Raw genomic sequence first — 15,165 nt, 5'->3', positions numbered from 1 at the left:
TTTCCGCCTTGTTCAGACCGCGTGCGCGGTGCCTGGTTCCAGAACGACGAGCTCGCAACCGTCGGGACCGAGATTCCTCAACAGCTGGTAGTGCAGTTGCTGATGAATCCGAGCGAGTCCGGCCTGGTGGATGGGGATCGCGACGCGGGGCGCGACGCGGCGCAGGAAGTCGATGCCTTCGCCGATCTTCATCCACGGTCCGCCGGCGGGGATGAGCAACACCTCGATCGCATGCCCATCGGGGAAGGTCTCGAGGTCGTCGCCGGGATGCAGGATCGATCCGTCGATGACGTAGCCGTTGTTGAGGACGTTCGGCAGCGCGGTGTGAATGCACGCGTGCACGCCGCCGATCACGTCCACCCGTACACCGGCGACCCGCAGTTTGTCGCCCGGCTTCACTGTGGTGACGGTCCGGTCGAGGCCCGAAAGCAGTGCGGCGCTGGCGGAATCGGCCACGATGTCGGCGGTGGGATTCGCCGCGAGCAGTGCCGTCAATCGGTCGATGTCGATGTGGTCGGGGTGCGAGTGGGTGATCAGCACCGCTGTCAGGCCACGGAGTTCTTCGAATCCGGTGGAGTAGGTGCCGGGATCGATGAGGACGCGGATCTCGGCGTCGGGCGCGGGGATCTCGAGGAGCACGCAGGCATGCCCGAAGTGGGTGATCTTCATTGTTCTCGTTTCCATGGGTCAGATCCAGAACGGGCGGGCTGGAAGGCTTCCGTCCGGGGTTTCGAGTAAGCCCCCGTCGCTGCGACCGGTCACCCAATCGAGCAGTCCGGCTGGGCTTCCGGTGATCTCGATGGGCCCCGGATAGTTCCCGGGCCGGGTGCGCAATGCCTGATCTGATCCGGTCGGTCGCAGCACCAGTGCGGGCCAGTCACCTCGGTGTCGTACCGCTCGTACCGCGGCGGCCAACAGCTCGTCGATCAGATCCGTGGGCAGGTCTTGGAAGCGACCACCCAGGTCCACGTGGTGGACGGTGACTTCACGCAGCCGCAACCACACTAAGCCGGTGGCGGTGACCAGTTCCCCTGTGGGAGTGCGGATCAAGCGCCCCCAGTCCGCGGCGCGCAGCCCGGACACCGTCGTTGCGAGCCGGTCCGCCGAGTCGAACGCGTCGGTGATCAGTACCGCGCCGGGCCGGTCCGCACCGGTGTCGATGGTCCATCGTCGGCCCGAATCGCGGCCGGTCAGCTGGTTGTTCACGCTGTCGGCGTGGTTTGCCAGGTGGGTGACCACTGCCCCGGTGGTCCACCCGGGCAGTGTGGATTGCTCGTTGAAATCCGATTCCCAGTACTCGTCGATGGTTTCGAGCAGGCGTTCGGTCTCCGACCCGAGCCAATCGAGGAGCCGATCAGTGGACATCGGCCAGCGCCGCGCGTCTGGCCAGGTACTCCCAGCCGGCACCCAGCTGACCCGGGTTCCAGATCTGGTCCCGTTTGAAGCGTGTCTCCTGCTCATCCGACCATACCTTCGGTCCACCCGCAGCCAGTGCGAGAAGTTGTGTGCGGCAGGCACGTTCGAGCAGTACCGCGTACATGACAGCGCTTGCGGCGTCAGGTCCGACCGTCACCGCACCGTGGTTGGGCATCAAGATGCCGTGCGCGTCACCGAGTGTCTCGGCGAGGGAGCGGCCCAGGTCCTGGGTCGCGATGAGGGCACCGGTTTCGGCGAAGCGGGGCAGCTGCGGATAGGTGAACGGCACCGCGTCGTGCGAAATCGGTTGCAGCTCGACGTCCAACGATGCGAAGGCGGCGAGTGCGGGTGCGTGGGTGTGCACGACACAGCCCACATCCGTGCGCCGCGCCATGATCTCGGTGTGGATGGGAAATTCGAGGTGTCGTTTTCCCTCCCCCGTCAGCACCGCACCTTCGGGCGAGACGAGGTGGACCTTGTCGGCGTCGATTTCTTCGAATCCCCAGCCGGAGGCCTTGATCCACACGCCCTTGCCTTCGGGGTCGCGGACCGAGGCGTGGCCCCACACCATGTCGCTGAGGCCTGCGAAGGCGAGTGCACCGCTGGCCTGGACTATCTCGCGCACAACGTCGTTCATCAGTTTTCCTATCCGACGCGGACCTGGTATAGCCAGTCCAGGTCGGCGTAGTGCTCGGTGGTGTCGCGGGCGAAGACCCGGTTGCGCAGTTCTCGCACGATGGGGTCTTCGGTGTGCCAGATCTCACCCCACATGCGGGCGACCGACTGGATCTGTGCGGTGCGCGGACTACGTTCGGCCTGATATGTCGCGAAGGCTTCGTCGACGTCACCGCTGTGCTTGACCATGAACCGGGTCAGGCACTCGGCGTCCTCGATGGCCTGGCACGCGCCCTGGGCCAGGTATTGCAGCATCGGGTGCGCGGCGTCGCCGAGCAAGGTGACCCGCCCGACGGTCCAGTTGGCCAGTGGCGCACGGTCGTACATCGGCCAGCGCTTCTCGCGTTTGAACTGGGAGATGGACCCGCGTACCTGCCCACAGGCGGTGCCGAAATGCTCGTCGAGCTCGTCGGGGGTGCCCCACTCCTCGGTCCCGGCGATGGCGGGATCGAAACGATCGCTGCGGAATACCGCGACCTGGTTGTACAGGTCGCCTCCCCGGATCGGGTACTGCACGAGGTGCTTGTTCGGTCCGATCCAGATGATTTCGTCGTCGTTCTCGACGGGCACGCTGACCTCGCGCATCGGGAGCGCACCGCGGTAGGCGACGTAGGCCGAGCAGATGGGGGCGTCGTCGGACAGCAACGTGCGGGTTTTGGACCACAGGCCGTCCGCGCCGACGACCGCGTCGCACACGTATTGGGTGCCGTCAGCGAAATCGACCACCACCGTGTTGTTCTCGCGGTTGGCGATCCCGGTGACCGTTTTGTTGGTCTCGAGGGTGATGTCCGTCTGCGCACGGCAGGCGTCGAGCAGCGCGTCGAGCAGGTCGCCGCGGTGCAGCACCGAGTAGGACTGTCCGTAGCGTTCGACGAACTGGTCCGCGAGATCGACGGTGGCCAGGTGCTCACCGGAGTCGATGTCGAGGAAGACTAGGTTTTTCGGCCGGACCGCGATCCGCTCGATTTCGCCGGTCAGCCCGAGCTGATCGAGGATCCGAATCGCGTTGGGCGCCAATTGAATACCGGCACCGATTTCACCGAACTCCAGGGCCTGTTCGACGATGTGCACAGCGAAGCCCGCCCGTGCCAGGGCCAACGCGGTGGTCATACCACCGATGCCGCCGCCGATGATCAGAAAGGGAACACGCATGACTTACTACTCCTTGATCCATGAGGCCGCGAGCGGGGTGTCCACACCGACCGCGCCGAGTCCGACCGCGCCGCCGGGATCGCCGAGGGCTTCTTCGCGACCGGGTAGCGGTAATGCGAAGAACGCGGCATTGTCCTGCCGCCAGGTCGGGTCGGTGATGTCCTTGGGGCCCTGGATCGCCGACACGGGGCATTCGGACAGGCAGTTGCCACAGTCGATGCATTCGTTCGGGTTGATGTATCGCTTGGTGAGACCCTCGTAGATGCAGTCCACCGGACACATGTCGACGCAAGAACCGTCGAGTTCGTTGATGCAGGCGTCGTTGATGACATAGGCCATGTCGGGCCTCCTTTCAGGCCGCTAGCCGGGCTGGGTTCCGCTGTCCGCCGGTTGGGGTGGCGCTTTCAGGCCACCGGTTGGGCTGACATCTCGGTGGAGTGGCCGGGGAACAGAGCTTCTCCGGGCCGCAGGGTCACCGCGATGTTATTGACGGCCGTGGCCGCCTCGCCGAATCCGACCGCGATCAGTTGCACCTTGCCGGGGTAGGTGGTGATGTCACCGGCGGCGAATACGCGAGATCGGCTGGTGGCCATGGTGGTATCGACTTCGATCTGTTTGTCGGTCATCCGCAGCCCCCACTGGGTCAGTGGGCCGAGCGCGGCGATATGACCGAGGGCGGGAATGAGGATGGTGGCGTCGAGTTGCTCGGTGGTGTCGTTGACGCAATCGCGGACGGTCACCGCGCGCAGGGAGCCGTTGCCGTGCACCTGGGCGATCTCACTGTTGATGATCATCCGCGCCGAGGTGGCCGACAGCTGGGCCAGCGCGCTCTCGTGCGCCCGGAAACGGTTGCGCCGATGCACAACGGTGACCGAGCGAGCGTGCGAGACAAGGGAATTGGCCCAGTCCACCGCGCTGTCTCCACCGCCGACGACGATCACGTGATCGTTTGCGTATTGCTCGGGCGAGGCGACGACGTATTCGACGCCGTGCCCGGTGAATCCGTCCAACGCCGGCAGAGGTCGCGGGGTGAAGCGGCCGATGCCCGCGGTGACCAGGACCGCGCCAGCATGGATGCTGGTGCCGGTCGCGGTGGTCATGATCAGCGAACCGTCGGGCTGGTCTTCGAGGGTGGTGGCCTGTTGATTCAGCAGAATGGTCGTGTCGGCGGTCCTCGCCTGCTCGACCAGCCGATCGATGAGTTCTCTGCCGCGGATCGCCGGGAATCCGGCGATGTCGTAGATGTATTTCTCCGGATACAGCGCGGCGGTCTGCCCGCCCAGATGTGGGAGGCTGTCGACGAGGGTGACGCGCAGCCCTCGCAGGCCGGCGTAGTAGCAGGCGAACAGTCCGGCCGGGCCGGCCCCGGTGATCAGCAGGTCTGTCTCGATCATGGGTCAGCTCCAGATCAACCCGTCGGTGGCGGGCTTCTCTTGCGCCAGATCGGTGTATGCCCGCGCAGCGGCCGGATGTAGCGGGACTGGAGTCTTCGCCATCGCGGCCGGATCCAGCGGGTAGCCGACCGGTGTGTGGTCGGGGGCCATATGCATGTACTGGGCCTCGAGGGCCTTGCGCTGCTGGACCATGCACCAGGCCGCCAGGTAGGCGATGTCGTCGGGCAGGTCGTCGCGGCACAGCACCACCAGATCGGCGAAATCCAGTGTGCGCAGATCACTTTCGAGACCAGGAAGGTATCCGGCGTCGACAGTGGCCGTGCCCCAGCCGAGTTCGGCGAAGCCGTCCAGGACTTCGTCTCCCCAGTCCAGGTAGCGGACCGGCCGCCGGTCGGCGATGTGCTGCCATACCGGCATCATGATCGCTTCGTTGATCAGCACATTGGCCTGGCCGGTGGTGAAAGCGTGGAGTGCGGGGAACGGCCGCTCCCAGTAGGCAAAACGGGCGCCGTTGGCCACCAGCGTTTCCGGGTCCGCCGCGGCCAGCCGCAACCCATGATGGGCGGCCATACCGATGGTGTTGATCCCGTCCTCCACGCAGGTCGCGATGACCAGTTGGTCGGCCACCTTCGCGAGGTCGGCCACCGTATGCACCGGCAGGCTCGCATCGACCGCGATGACCAAGCAGTCACGGTGAGCGATCGAGCCCAGCGCCCGCAGGTTCGGCTGCGGGCCGACCCCGATCGGTCCCGATCCGTCGAAGACGAGCCGGATGGCCGGGGCCGGGGTCATGACGGTGATGTCGACCTCGCCCGCGAGCAGAGCATCGGTCTGATCGCGGCCGCCGCGCCCCGCCCAGGTGGCGAAACGTGAACCGACGCCGGACCTGTCACCGATCTCCTGGGCCAGCCACCCGCAGATGCGGGTCATGTTCGCCTGGCCCCAGTCCGCGCGGAACTGCAGCGTGATGTCCCGCTCGATCCGAGGTTCGGCCGCCGCCCGCACTCCCGCTGTCATTCCGCGACCAGCGCGCTCAGACCCGCCTCATCGAGGGGCAGGTCGATCTCGGTGATGGAGTCGAACGGGAATCCGACCCGCTCGAACTCCTTCTCGACCGACGCCGCGTCGGCCGCCTCGTACAGGGTCACGATGAACCCCGTATCGGTATTGGCTTCCAACCGCTTGAACGTCGCGTGCACGCCCTTGGCTACCTCGGGCCCGAAGCCGGCGACTTCCTCGGCGGACAGTCCGGGGGCCTGATGGAGGCTCAGAAAGAGGGGCATATCAATCTCCTACGTTGGTGTCACGATGTGGAACGCTGTGCCTCATCATGACATGCTGTGGGTCACACTGCAAGAAAGCTACGGCGATAGCGGTTGGTCCAGCGGCCATGCGACACAGATGCCGGGGATGGCGATGGGCCACACGAGACTGCGCATACAGACGGCGCCCTCCGGGTAGTCCACGACGAACTCCCGAAATCCGGATGAGTCCACTGCCCGATGCGACCCGCAGGCGACTCCCACACCGCCAGATTGAAGAACACATGACTACCGGATATGCCGCGATGTTGTTGCGCGGCAATCAATCCCGGCCGAGTCTTCATATAGGGGGAGTGCGCGATCCAACCGGCGAGAACTTCCTCTTCCCGGCCGTCTGGAGCGATCAGGACATCGAGCAGGGTGCAGGAACTTCACACAAAGCCCTCGCGTCTCACAATGAGGAACTATGTTCCATATGGTGCCACGATGCGTGGTGCATCACAAGGGCATCGGTTGCACTACGAGGGCCTCTGTTCCCTATCGTGAAACGAGTTGGATCACATCGCTCAGGTGGCGACCACCAGGAATCGCACGGCTGTGGGATACCGTGAACCCATGAATGTCAATCGCCTCGATCAGCCGGACAGCACCACCAGGCCTGCGCGAGCGGACAATTCGGATGAGGAATCCGACGAGCGACCCGCCGGCCTGATCGGAGCGGTCGACAACGTACTGCGCCTACTGCGACTGTTCGAGAACAGCAAACAGCTTCGGGTCAACGAGGTCAGCCGCGAAATGGGCCTGTCCCGTTCGACCGTGCACCGGATGCTCTCCACGTTGAGCTACCACCAGTTCGTCGAACAGGACGAGTTCTCCCGGGCCTATCAGCCAGGACCGGCCCTGGTCGACATCGGGCTGGCCGTCGTGCAGAACATGGACATCCGAGTGATCGCCCGCAGTGCGCTGACCAAGCTGTGGACCGAGACCAACGAGACGGTCCATCTGGCGATCCTGCGTGGACCCGAGGTGCTGTTCCTCGACAGCATCGAAAGCCAGCAGATCGTGCGCACCGGCAGCCGCATCGGCTGGACCCTGCCCGCCCATGCGACCGCCAGCGGCAAAGCGCTGCTGGCCGAACTCGACGAGAACGACCTACTGGCGCTGTATCCGAACGAGAAACTCGAGGCGCCGACCGACACCGCGCTCAACAGCAGAGCCGCCCTGATCACTCAACTGGCCGAGACGCGCGACCGGGGTTACGCGATCAACAACGCCGAGAGCGAAACCGATGTCAGTGCCGTCGGCGCCGTCGTGCGCGACCGCGCCGGGCGGGCACGCGCATCGATCTCCGTGACAGCACCCCGTTCGCGCGTCGACCAGGAGTGGGTGACGGCGACCGCCGCGGCCACCGTCCGTATCGCGGACGAACTCAGCGGCCGGATCGGGTAGCCGACAACACTGCACCACCAGCCACTTTCGGTGACCTTCGCGAACCATCGGGTTCACGCGGAGGTCACCGAACTCGTTTCACGGTCACGCGGATTTCGATTGTGCGTAATTCGACCCCCGCGGGCTCACCCCTTGCTAATCTACGGCTCGCGATGCGAACCACTGTTCCGCATCGCGCTACATAATACTTGGTGAGCTAGCGGTGTGTCGTATCCACCCAGGTCGAACACCCGACTCAGCCCTCACCGAGATCGACCCGAGAGCAGACGCGACCATGAACGCAACGCCGACAAAGACGACTACCCCACGACAACGACCCCTACTGCCACCGCCCGCCCCTCCCACCGGCTTGCATTGCTCTGCGCAGTCTCACTATGGGCTGCCCTACTCGGCCCGGCCTGGACGTACATTCCCGCCCGACCCGAAATGCAGATTCCCGCGGTAAGCCTGAACTTCGCGGAGATGGCCGCGGGTGCCAGCCAGAGCCCGTCCGGGTTGCAGCAGGCGTTCTTCGGATGGATCGCCTGGGCACTCGCGTTGATCACGACAATCCTGGCCCTCCTCGCGACGCGGTGGTCGAGCCGACTTCTCGGCGGCCTGTGCATCCTCATGGGCCTGGCGGAACTGATCCTGACCGCGTACGGAATGAAGGGCGCCACCGCCTGGTCCGCAGTCATCGACGGAATGGACAACATGCGGCTCGGCACCGTGCTGTACCTGCTCGGCCTTGTGCTGCTCATCCCCATCGGAGCTATCGCCTCTACAACGAAGTAACACAGAGGAATTCAGCTCATGACACTGAACGAACCCACACCCGCCGAAGTCGAGCAAGAGATCGTCGAACTACTGCGCATCGAGGAGATCGGAGCCCTGGCCGTCGTCACCCCGAACGGCGCTCCGCTCGTCGCGACCATGCACTTCGCCTCCGACGGGCTGGCCACCTACGTGCACACCTTCACCTACACACGCAAGTACGCCGCCCTCTCGAGCGACAACCGAGTCAGCTACACCCTGGATCACCTTCCAGCAGACGGCTTCGCGGGGCGGGCCGCACTCCGCGCTATCCAAGTCAATGGGATCGCCACCCGGGTAACCGAACCTGCCGAGATCGACCGGGCGATCCAGGTCAGCCACGAGCAATTCGAGTGGCTCAAAGACGCTGGTATCTACCAGAACTTCAAGCGAACAGGCGGCGCCGGCAGTCAGGTCTTCTTCCGAATCGACCCGGTCGAGGCCCTGTGGAACGACAATCGCGTGCGCATCCAGTGGCGCACGCTGGTCAGATTCGACGCCGACGGTAAGCACGTCGCGACGCTCGAGCCATACAAGAGTCGGGGCTGACGGACCGCTGCGGCAAGTGTCGACGGTCGCTTGCCGACGGTAGCAACGCTTGCTAGTGTTGTCTCGTGACGCGGGTCACTGTTCCGTATGATGCTACAGAACCAGGTGGTTGCCTTCAGCCGCCACTCGGCCCGGACGCCATATCGGAGCCCTGCCCCGCACCCGGCGTCACCGCCTCGCGTCCGGCACGCCCGTGCGTGCCCGCCGGCCCCAACCCCCGGATCGGCGGGCACGCATACGGCACAGTTCGAAGGAGAATCATGTGAGCCAAGCCATCGAAGCCGCGGCAGCCATCCCCGAGATGACCGCCGGAAAGCGAATCCCGCCGCCCACGGGCCAGCGAGAACCGTTGAAAGTCAGCGTGTACGAGCGAATGGCGAAAGCCGGCGCCGAACTGGTCCCGATCTTCCCGTACGACGATGCGGGCTCGATGGTGCCGTGCGGCGCGCTCATGTACGGGGAACCGGGCAAGGATCACGGCCACTTCTTCCACGCCAACTCGGTGTCGGAGGTGACGGTGATCTTCGGCGCGAACGACGCGATGCTGCAGACCGGCCAGATCATGGCACTGCAGAAGTTCCACGGCGTGAATTCCTTTCTGCGCGACCAGGAGAACCCCGAAGCGTTCGTGCTGGTGACGGTCACCCAACTGCAGTCCGAGGAGGCCGGGCAGAAGGAAGCCATGGTCGCCAAGTGCCAGAGCTGCAAGAAGGAAATGCTTCGGCACGAATACGATGCCGGCCCCGAAGGCGCACCGGATTTCGATCCGACCCGATTCGGCAAAGCCGACGACGTCTATCGGCAGTTCTCCACCATGGTCGGATCCCATGAATTCGCGGCCATCCGCAACTCCGCTGCCGGTCGCACCTGCGGCAATTGCGGGCACGTGAACACCGAATTCCCGGCCGACCCATGGGGCTGGGGCCGAGTGGTCGAACAAACCCGGGTCGCCAACGCGGCCTACCACGCACTGCGCAAGACCGCGCAGGAAGAGGGATAGTCACATGTCGCGCCGCCGTATGCTGTCAGCCTTCAAAACCGGTGCAACAGTGGGCAATTACGCCGACCTCGCGGTCCTGCCGATCGATGTCGACCCCCAACTGGTGCTGTCGAGGAATTGGGTCGACCAGCCGTTCTATCAGATCTTCGCCAAGGACACCATTATCGTCCAGATGTCGGGCTCGTCCCGAATCAGTATGCGCAACAGCAATGTCAACTACTTCATCGCTCAGGTCGGCGACAACGTCTACGTCCCAGCCGGCACCCCGCACCGTATCGAGCCCATCGAAGAAGGCGTCATGCTGCGCTATGTCGCGCTCGAAGCGGGACTCGTAGCCGCGGCCTGGTTCTGCCATACGTGCGGCGAGGAACTGCACCGTCTGGAATGGGAACACGACAACGACGCCGAAGCCGCACCCATCTACGCGACCGCCTGCGCCCGTTTCAGCGCCGACCTCGAGGCCCGCACCTGCGGCACGTGCGGCACCGTAGCCGAACCGATCGACCTCGACATTCTCGGCTGGTCCGGACTCATCTCCGAAGCCGTCCCCGCCGCGGGATAAACATCCGATCCAATTCCGGCTCCGCGCTCATCCAGTGCGGAGCGGTACGAGCACGCGACAAAATCGCCTGCCACAGAAAGTAATTCGACACTTGTTCAAGGACATTCTGACCGTTTACGGAAAAGGCACGAGGACCCGCGACGCGATCGTCGAAACCTGGGTCACCGATTTCGAATCCTTGGCCGGCCTGCGCGAACTGGTGCGTGCGGCCTACGAACCGTTCGTCGATGCCGACCGCAGCACCTCGATCCTGTCGATCGAATACATCGCCGTGGACAGCGAACACTCCGGAAAAGAGGACTGATCATGTCGAATCTCGGGCATGCGGGCGCGATGTTGATGCTGCTGTTCGGTGGGCTCGCCACAGGCGGAATCTGGGTCATCGCCGTCGACCGGCTCGCAGTGTGGAACCGAATGTCGGTGATCGAGTACGCGACCGACTTCCGGCGCACGTTGAAACACGTCGATCCGATGATGCCCATCTTCGTATCGCTCTCCGGCCTCGGCGCGGTGCTGTTCTCCACCCAGTCATCGGGTAGCTCGCGACTGTTCGGCTGGCTCGGCCTGCTCTGCCTGGCGGTGATCATGATCGGTTCGATCCTGTTCGGTGAACCGATCAACTCGAAGTTCCGCCGGCTCGCCGAGGGCACGCCGCCCGAGGGCGCCGAGGGGCTCCGCGCGTTCTGGCGGCGTTTCCATTTCGCCCGTACCGGCGTCGCGGTTGTGGCGCTCATCTTCCTCATCGCCGCGGTCATCGCCGCGCTGTGATCTCAAAGTGTTTCGGATAAGGGAGTTTTTCGTGCAGGAGCCGATATACGACATAGCGGTGGTCGGCGCCGGTCCGGTCGGGCTGGCGGCCGCGCGCATGCTGGGCCTGGCAGGTCATTCGGTGATCGTGCTGGAGCGCTGGCCCTCGCTGTACCCGCTGCCACGTGCGGTGCATTTCGACCATGAAATCGGGCGAGTGTTCCAGGCCATGGGCCTGCGCGACGAGATCGAGGCCATTTCCGCGCCGGTTCCCGACCACTACGAATGGCGCAACCGCAACGGCGATTCACTGGTGCGGATCGACTGGTCCGGGCTCGGCCCATCCGGATGGCCGGTCGCGAACTTCTTCTCCCAGCCCGAACTCGAGCAGGTGCTCGGCGACGCGGTCGCCGCCATGCCGGAGGTCACGGTGCGGCGCGGCCGCGAGGTGGTCCGGCTCGTCGCCGTACCCGACCAGGACGTCGTGCTCACCCACACCGGTGCGGACGGTGCCACAGCACAGACCCGCGCCCGGTATGTGATCGGCGCGGACGGAGCCAACAGCTTTGTCCGCGAACAGATGTCGACATCGATGCAAGATCTCGGGTTCTACTTCGACTGGCTGATCGTGGACACCATTCCGCAGGACGACCTGGTGTGGTCGCCGCAGAACTGGCAGCTCTGCGATCCCGTCCGGCCGACCACTATCGTCTCCGGTGGTCCGGGGAGGCGCCGGTGGGAGTTCATGCGGCTACCGGGTGAATCGCTCGACGACCTCAACCGCAGCGATACCGCGTGGCGACTGATGGAGCCGTGGGGCCGCACCCCCGAGAACACTATCCTGGAACGGCATGCGGTCTACACCTTCCAGGCGCGATGGGCCGACCACTGGAACGAAGGCCGGCTCTTCCTCGTCGGCGATGCGGCACACAATATGCCACCGTTCGCCGGTCAGGGCATGTGTTCGGGCATCCGTGACGCGGCCAACCTGAGCTGGAAACTCGATCGAGTACTGCGCGGGCAATCGGATCCAGCACTGCTGGACACCTACACCAGCGAGCGACTCACCCACATCCAGCACGCGATCGCCATGTCGGTAGAGCTGGGCAAGGTCATCTGCGTGCTCGACGAGGAAGCCGCCGCGCGACGCGATGCTCGCATGATCGCGGGCAATGCCGATCCTGCTGTGGTGCTACCGATTTCAGCTCAGCCGGTACTCGGGCCCGGCGTCGTGGCGACGGGAATCGACCTCCCCGGACTGCGCGGTACTTTGTCGCCCCAGTTCCGTGCCGAACTCGACGGTAGGACAGCCCTTCTCGACGACCTGGTCAGCGCGAACACCGCCATGCTGCTCACCACTGACGCACAGCTTCCCGAAACCCTCGGCGAGCAAGCCCGCGCCGAACTCACCGACCTCGGGGTTCGGTTGATCGTCCTCGCGCGGTTCACACCCGCATCGAACGCGGTCACGCCGATCACCACGGCCGCCACGCTGATCGATGCCGATGACGAATGGCATTCCTGGTTCGCGCAATTCGGTGCGACCGCGGCACTGGTACGCGCCGATCACTACATCTTCGGAGCCGTACACGACACACAAGCCGTCGACGGCCTCATCTTCCAATATTCCCGGCATCTGCGGGCACAGGTTCATCCATCGGCCGATCTGGCCACACAGACTAGGAGCAATTGACGTGCGTATCGCAAACCTCGGTGGCCGGGCGGTTCTCGTTCACCGACAGCGCGCCATCGATATCGCGACCGCGAGCGAAGGCCGTTTCGGACCCGGACTGTCCCCGATCTACGAGAACTGGGACGCGTTCCGCGCCTGGGCCGATGCAGCGGAACATTCGGACACCGACGGTGTCGAGATCGATCGGCGTGCGCTCGGCGCTCCGTCCCCGACACCCCGCCAAACCTTCGCGATCGGGCTGAACTACAGCGCGCACGCCGCGGAATCCGGTTTCGAATCGCCGACCCAGATCCCGCCGGTCTTCACCAAGTTCGTCAGTAGCTTCAGCGGCCCCGACACCGAGGTCGTCATCCCGACCGGTGGCACCGTCGACTGGGAAGTGGAGTTGGTGGCGGTCATCGGCCGCGCCGCGGCCAAGGTCAGCGAGGCCGACGCCTGGGATTACGTCGCCGGGCTCACCGCCGGGCAGGACATCTCTGAACGTTCCTCCCAGTTGGCCGGTCCCGCACCCCAATTCAGCCTCGGCAAGTCGTTCCCCGGTTTCGCACCGATGGGTCCGTGGCTGGTCACCACCGATGAGCTCGGCAACCGTGATGACCTCGAACTGGGCTGCACCCTCGACGGCGAGCAGATGCAGAAGGGCCGCACCCGCGAACTGATCTTCTCCCTGCCCCAGCTCATCTCCAAGCTCTCGCACACCACCACCCTCTACCCGGGCGACATCATCTTCACCGGCACCCCCGCCGGCGTCGGCGTCGGCCGCGATCCCAAGCGGTTCATTCAGCCCGGTGAGCGCCTGGACAGCTGGATCGAGGGTATCGGTGAACTGCACCAGACCTTCGTGGCCGAGTCGGAGGAGTAGGTCATGGCACTACACGGCCTTTCCCACGTCACCATCGGTGTCCCCAATCCGGCCGAAACCGAGGCCTACTACACCGATTTCGGTTTGACGCCCCGCGGTGACGGCTGGTTCGCGACCCAGGACGGCGGCGACCAGCTCGAGATCGTCCACTCGGCCCATCGCCGCCTGGTTGAGCTCGGCATCGCCGCGGACGACGCCGCCGACCTCGACGCCACCGCTGCCCGACTGGGACGCCTCGGCCTACCGGTCTACTTGCGCTCCAACGTGCTTCGCGCGACCGAACCGATCACCGGCTCGCAGATCAAAATGAGTGTCACTCCGCGCATCATCCAGCCTCATACACCGCCCACTACCTACAACGGGCCCGGCCGTGTCGAGAGAACTGGAAAACGAGCCGCTTTCATCGATCGCACAGGCCGGGTCCGGCCCCGCAAACTGGGGCACGCCGTCCTGGGCACCACCGACCTGGAAACCACCATGCGATTCTTCGTCGAGGGGCTCGGTTTCAAGGCAAGCGACTACATCAAGGACCACGGCGCGTTTCTCCGTTGCTCCACCGACCATCACAATGTCCTGGTCCTGGCCGCCCCGGTGTGCTTTCTGCACCACACCTCCTGGCAGGTGGAGGACATCGACGAGGTCGGCCGCGGAGCATTCGCGATGCTCGAGGACAACCCGGAGCGCCACGTGTGGGGCCTGGGCCGTCACCACGCAGGCTCCAATTTCTTCTGGTACCTCAAGGATCCCGCAGGCAATTTCAGCGAGTACTACTCCGATATGGACTGCATCGTCGACGACCAACTGTGGAGCCCTGAAACCCTCCAAGGCGCAAAGGGTTTGTTCAACTGGGGTCCGCCGCCCCCACCGTCCTTCCTGCACCCAGAAGATCTGGCCGCACTCATGACCGGAACCCACAATGAATCGCCCCGGTGAGTCCGGAGACTTACTGGCCTGACAGCTCAGCAGGTTGCTGGGCTGGCTTCTGAGCGTAGTGGCCGGCTTCCATCTCGGCGGGGGGGATGTCGCCGCAGTGCTGGTAGAGGCGGCGGTGGTTGAACCAGTCGACCCATTCGGCGGTGGCGAATTCGACGTGGTCGACGCTGCGCCACGGGCCGCGGGGTTTGATCAGCTCAGTCTTGTACTTTCCTCGAGGCTACGACTACGCCGCCTGCCGCTCCGGGGGACAGGGACTAGACGGCTTCCGTGAATGGCTTCTCACCAACCATCTGGGTCGCGAGAGCAACCTTGGCTGGTCAGGTGTGATCGAGCAGATCGCGCTGCCCGACTGGGACTTCGTCACCGAGCTCAGCCGCGAGCAGGAAATCCGCATCCTCGAGGTGCTGTTCGACCTGCTCGACAAGTTTCTGACAGAACGTGAAAGCCTGGCCTAGCATCCGCTCTATGCTGCTGCGCGCGCGGTTCGAAACGGCCACAGACGCTTTCAAAGCCGATCGAGGTGCGCTGAAATACGCCGGGGTTCGCTCGGCGGTGGTCGGGATGCTTCTGTGAACTTAATTGTCATGAGGCAGAGGCTCTTCCAGAGATGGAGCCCGACGTAGGGATGCCGAGTTCGGTTCCTGCCGCCGTTCGTTGGAGCGTGGTGTCTATCTGG

Annotated in this window: 19 protein-coding genes and 1 pseudogene; 11 read left to right on the top strand and 9 right to left on the bottom strand. The window is 64.6% G+C overall.

Annotated features, from left to right (window positions below):
• Nucleotides 1–12: 12 nt before the first annotated feature.
• The 8 genes from ACFYOW_RS15730 to ACFYOW_RS15695 form a co-directional block, all read right to left on the bottom strand.
• Nucleotides 13–684, bottom strand: coding sequence for an MBL fold metallo-hydrolase (locus ACFYOW_RS15730; protein WP_387288376.1), 672 nt, complete (start codon nt 682–684; stop codon nt 13–15).
• A gap of 3 nt (nt 685–687) precedes the next feature.
• The gene (locus tag ACFYOW_RS15725; protein ID WP_387288374.1) at nt 688–1,365 is read right to left on the bottom strand and encodes a maleylpyruvate isomerase family mycothiol-dependent enzyme; all 678 of its coding nucleotides are present in this window, start codon (nt 1,363–1,365) and stop codon (nt 688–690) included.
• Nucleotides 1,355–2,053 (bottom strand): class II aldolase/adducin family protein, encoded by a 699-nt coding sequence (locus tag ACFYOW_RS15720; RefSeq protein ID WP_387288372.1) that lies wholly within the window; start codon nt 2,051–2,053, stop codon nt 1,355–1,357. Before ACFYOW_RS15720 ends, ACFYOW_RS15725 begins: the two co-directional genes overlap by 11 nt.
• An 8-nt stretch (nt 2,054–2,061) precedes the next feature.
• Nucleotides 2,062–3,243: an FAD-dependent monooxygenase gene (locus ACFYOW_RS15715; RefSeq protein WP_387288370.1), complete on the bottom strand. Its 1,182-nt coding sequence runs from the start codon at nt 3,241–3,243 to the stop codon at nt 2,062–2,064.
• 6 nt (nt 3,244–3,249) lie between these two features.
• Nucleotides 3,250–3,582, bottom strand: a complete 333-nt coding sequence (locus ACFYOW_RS15710; RefSeq protein WP_387288368.1) for an indolepyruvate ferredoxin oxidoreductase subunit alpha — start codon at nt 3,580–3,582, stop codon at nt 3,250–3,252.
• 65 nt (nt 3,583–3,647) lie between these two features.
• A complete protein-coding gene (locus ACFYOW_RS15705) occupies nt 3,648–4,637 on the bottom strand; it encodes an NAD(P)/FAD-dependent oxidoreductase (RefSeq protein ID WP_387288366.1) in 990 nt (329 codons plus the stop codon).
• Nucleotides 4,638–4,640: 3 nt separating this feature from the next.
• Nucleotides 4,641–5,654, bottom strand: coding sequence for a TAXI family TRAP transporter solute-binding subunit (locus ACFYOW_RS15700; protein ID WP_387288365.1), 1,014 nt, complete (start codon nt 5,652–5,654; stop codon nt 4,641–4,643).
• Nucleotides 5,651–5,920, bottom strand: a complete 270-nt coding sequence (locus ACFYOW_RS15695) for a nickel-binding protein (protein ID WP_387288363.1) — start codon at nt 5,918–5,920, stop codon at nt 5,651–5,653. Before ACFYOW_RS15695 ends, ACFYOW_RS15700 begins: the two co-directional genes overlap by 4 nt.
• 594 nt (nt 5,921–6,514) lie before the next feature.
• Here ACFYOW_RS15695 and ACFYOW_RS15690 point away from each other — a divergent pair.
• The 10 genes from ACFYOW_RS15690 to ACFYOW_RS15645 all read left to right on the top strand — a co-directional run bounded on the left by ACFYOW_RS15690 (nt 6,515) and on the right by ACFYOW_RS15645 (nt 14,486).
• Nucleotides 6,515–7,348, top strand: coding sequence for an IclR family transcriptional regulator (locus ACFYOW_RS15690; RefSeq protein WP_387288362.1), 834 nt, complete (start codon nt 6,515–6,517; stop codon nt 7,346–7,348).
• 426 nt (nt 7,349–7,774) lie between these two features.
• Nucleotides 7,775–8,122: a hypothetical protein gene (locus ACFYOW_RS15685; protein WP_387288360.1), complete on the top strand. Its 348-nt coding sequence runs from the start codon at nt 7,775–7,777 to the stop codon at nt 8,120–8,122.
• 18 nt (nt 8,123–8,140) lie between these two features.
• Nucleotides 8,141–8,689 (top strand): pyridoxamine 5'-phosphate oxidase family protein, encoded by a 549-nt coding sequence (locus ACFYOW_RS15680; RefSeq protein WP_387288358.1) that lies wholly within the window; start codon nt 8,141–8,143, stop codon nt 8,687–8,689.
• A 262-nt stretch (nt 8,690–8,951) separates the two neighbouring features.
• Nucleotides 8,952–9,689, top strand: coding sequence for a hypothetical protein (locus tag ACFYOW_RS15675; protein WP_387288357.1), 738 nt, complete (start codon nt 8,952–8,954; stop codon nt 9,687–9,689).
• Nucleotides 9,690–9,693: 4 nt separating this feature from the next.
• The gene (locus ACFYOW_RS15670) at nt 9,694–10,251 is read left to right on the top strand and encodes a hypothetical protein (protein ID WP_387288355.1); all 558 of its coding nucleotides are present in this window, start codon (nt 9,694–9,696) and stop codon (nt 10,249–10,251) included.
• Between the two features lie 91 nt (nt 10,252–10,342).
• A complete protein-coding gene (locus ACFYOW_RS15665) occupies nt 10,343–10,555 on the top strand; it encodes a hypothetical protein (RefSeq protein WP_387288353.1) in 213 nt (70 codons plus the stop codon).
• A 2-nt stretch (nt 10,556–10,557) separates the two neighbouring features.
• The gene (locus tag ACFYOW_RS15660; protein ID WP_387288351.1) at nt 10,558–11,019 is read left to right on the top strand and encodes an anthrone oxygenase family protein; all 462 of its coding nucleotides are present in this window, start codon (nt 10,558–10,560) and stop codon (nt 11,017–11,019) included.
• A gap of 31 nt (nt 11,020–11,050) precedes the next feature.
• Nucleotides 11,051–12,691 carry a bifunctional 3-(3-hydroxy-phenyl)propionate/3-hydroxycinnamic acid hydroxylase gene (locus tag ACFYOW_RS15655; protein WP_387288349.1) on the top strand — a complete coding sequence of 547 codons (1,641 nt, stop codon included), beginning with the start codon at nt 11,051–11,053 and terminating at the stop codon, nt 12,689–12,691.
• A gap of 1 nt (nt 12,692) precedes the next feature.
• Nucleotides 12,693–13,553 carry a fumarylacetoacetate hydrolase family protein gene (locus ACFYOW_RS15650; protein WP_387288348.1) on the top strand — a complete coding sequence of 287 codons (861 nt, stop codon included), beginning with the start codon at nt 12,693–12,695 and terminating at the stop codon, nt 13,551–13,553.
• Nucleotides 13,554–13,556: 3 nt separating this feature from the next.
• On the top strand, nt 13,557–14,486 hold the full coding sequence (locus ACFYOW_RS15645; RefSeq protein ID WP_387288346.1) for a VOC family protein: 930 nt from the start codon (nt 13,557–13,559) through the stop codon (nt 14,484–14,486).
• A gap of 10 nt (nt 14,487–14,496) precedes the next feature.
• Here ACFYOW_RS15645 and ACFYOW_RS15640 read toward each other — a convergent pair.
• A pseudogene (locus ACFYOW_RS15640) lies at nt 14,497–14,700 on the bottom strand (integrase core domain-containing protein); the annotation flags it as partial.
• On the opposite strand from ACFYOW_RS15640, the gene ACFYOW_RS15635 reads away from it, so the two are divergent.
• Nucleotides 14,606–14,944: a hypothetical protein gene (locus ACFYOW_RS15635; RefSeq protein ID WP_387288344.1), complete on the top strand. Its 339-nt coding sequence runs from the start codon at nt 14,606–14,608 to the stop codon at nt 14,942–14,944. The pseudogene ACFYOW_RS15640 and the gene ACFYOW_RS15635 sit on opposite strands and share 95 nt — an antisense overlap.
• Nucleotides 14,945–15,165: the final 221 nt, after the last annotated feature.

It is taken from the genome of Nocardia sp. NPDC006982, from assembly GCF_042869435.1.
GTDB lineage: Bacteria > Actinomycetota > Actinomycetes > Mycobacteriales > Mycobacteriaceae > Nocardia.
This window is presented reverse-complemented; position numbering and strand designations above follow the sequence as displayed.

Bases quoted from the DNA above. Each gene is read 5' to 3' on its own strand.
- ACFYOW_RS15730 (WP_387288376.1), bottom strand. From the start codon at position 684: ATGGAAACGAGAACAATGAAGATCACCCACTTCGGGCATGCCTGCGTG.
- ACFYOW_RS15725 (WP_387288374.1), bottom strand. From the start codon at position 1,365: ATGTCCACTGATCGGCTCCTCGATTGGCTCGGGTCGGAGACCGAACGC.
- ACFYOW_RS15720 (WP_387288372.1), bottom strand. From the start codon at position 2,053: ATGAACGACGTTGTGCGCGAGATAGTCCAGGCCAGCGGTGCACTCGCC.
- ACFYOW_RS15715 (WP_387288370.1), bottom strand. From the start codon at position 3,243: ATGCGTGTTCCCTTTCTGATCATCGGCGGCGGCATCGGTGGTATGACC.
- ACFYOW_RS15710 (WP_387288368.1), bottom strand. From the start codon at position 3,582: ATGGCCTATGTCATCAACGACGCCTGCATCAACGAACTCGACGGTTCT.
- ACFYOW_RS15705 (WP_387288366.1), bottom strand. From the start codon at position 4,637: ATGATCGAGACAGACCTGCTGATCACCGGGGCCGGCCCGGCCGGACTG.
- ACFYOW_RS15700 (WP_387288365.1), bottom strand. From the start codon at position 5,654: ATGACAGCGGGAGTGCGGGCGGCGGCCGAACCTCGGATCGAGCGGGAC.
- ACFYOW_RS15695 (WP_387288363.1), bottom strand. From the start codon at position 5,920: ATGCCCCTCTTTCTGAGCCTCCATCAGGCCCCCGGACTGTCCGCCGAG.
- ACFYOW_RS15690 (WP_387288362.1), top strand. From the start codon at position 6,515: ATGAATGTCAATCGCCTCGATCAGCCGGACAGCACCACCAGGCCTGCG.
- ACFYOW_RS15685 (WP_387288360.1), top strand. From the start codon at position 7,775: ATGCAGATTCCCGCGGTAAGCCTGAACTTCGCGGAGATGGCCGCGGGT.
- ACFYOW_RS15680 (WP_387288358.1), top strand. From the start codon at position 8,141: ATGACACTGAACGAACCCACACCCGCCGAAGTCGAGCAAGAGATCGTC.
- ACFYOW_RS15670 (WP_387288355.1), top strand. From the start codon at position 9,694: ATGTCGCGCCGCCGTATGCTGTCAGCCTTCAAAACCGGTGCAACAGTG.
- ACFYOW_RS15660 (WP_387288351.1), top strand. From the start codon at position 10,558: ATGTCGAATCTCGGGCATGCGGGCGCGATGTTGATGCTGCTGTTCGGT.
- ACFYOW_RS15645 (WP_387288346.1), top strand. From the start codon at position 13,557: ATGGCACTACACGGCCTTTCCCACGTCACCATCGGTGTCCCCAATCCG.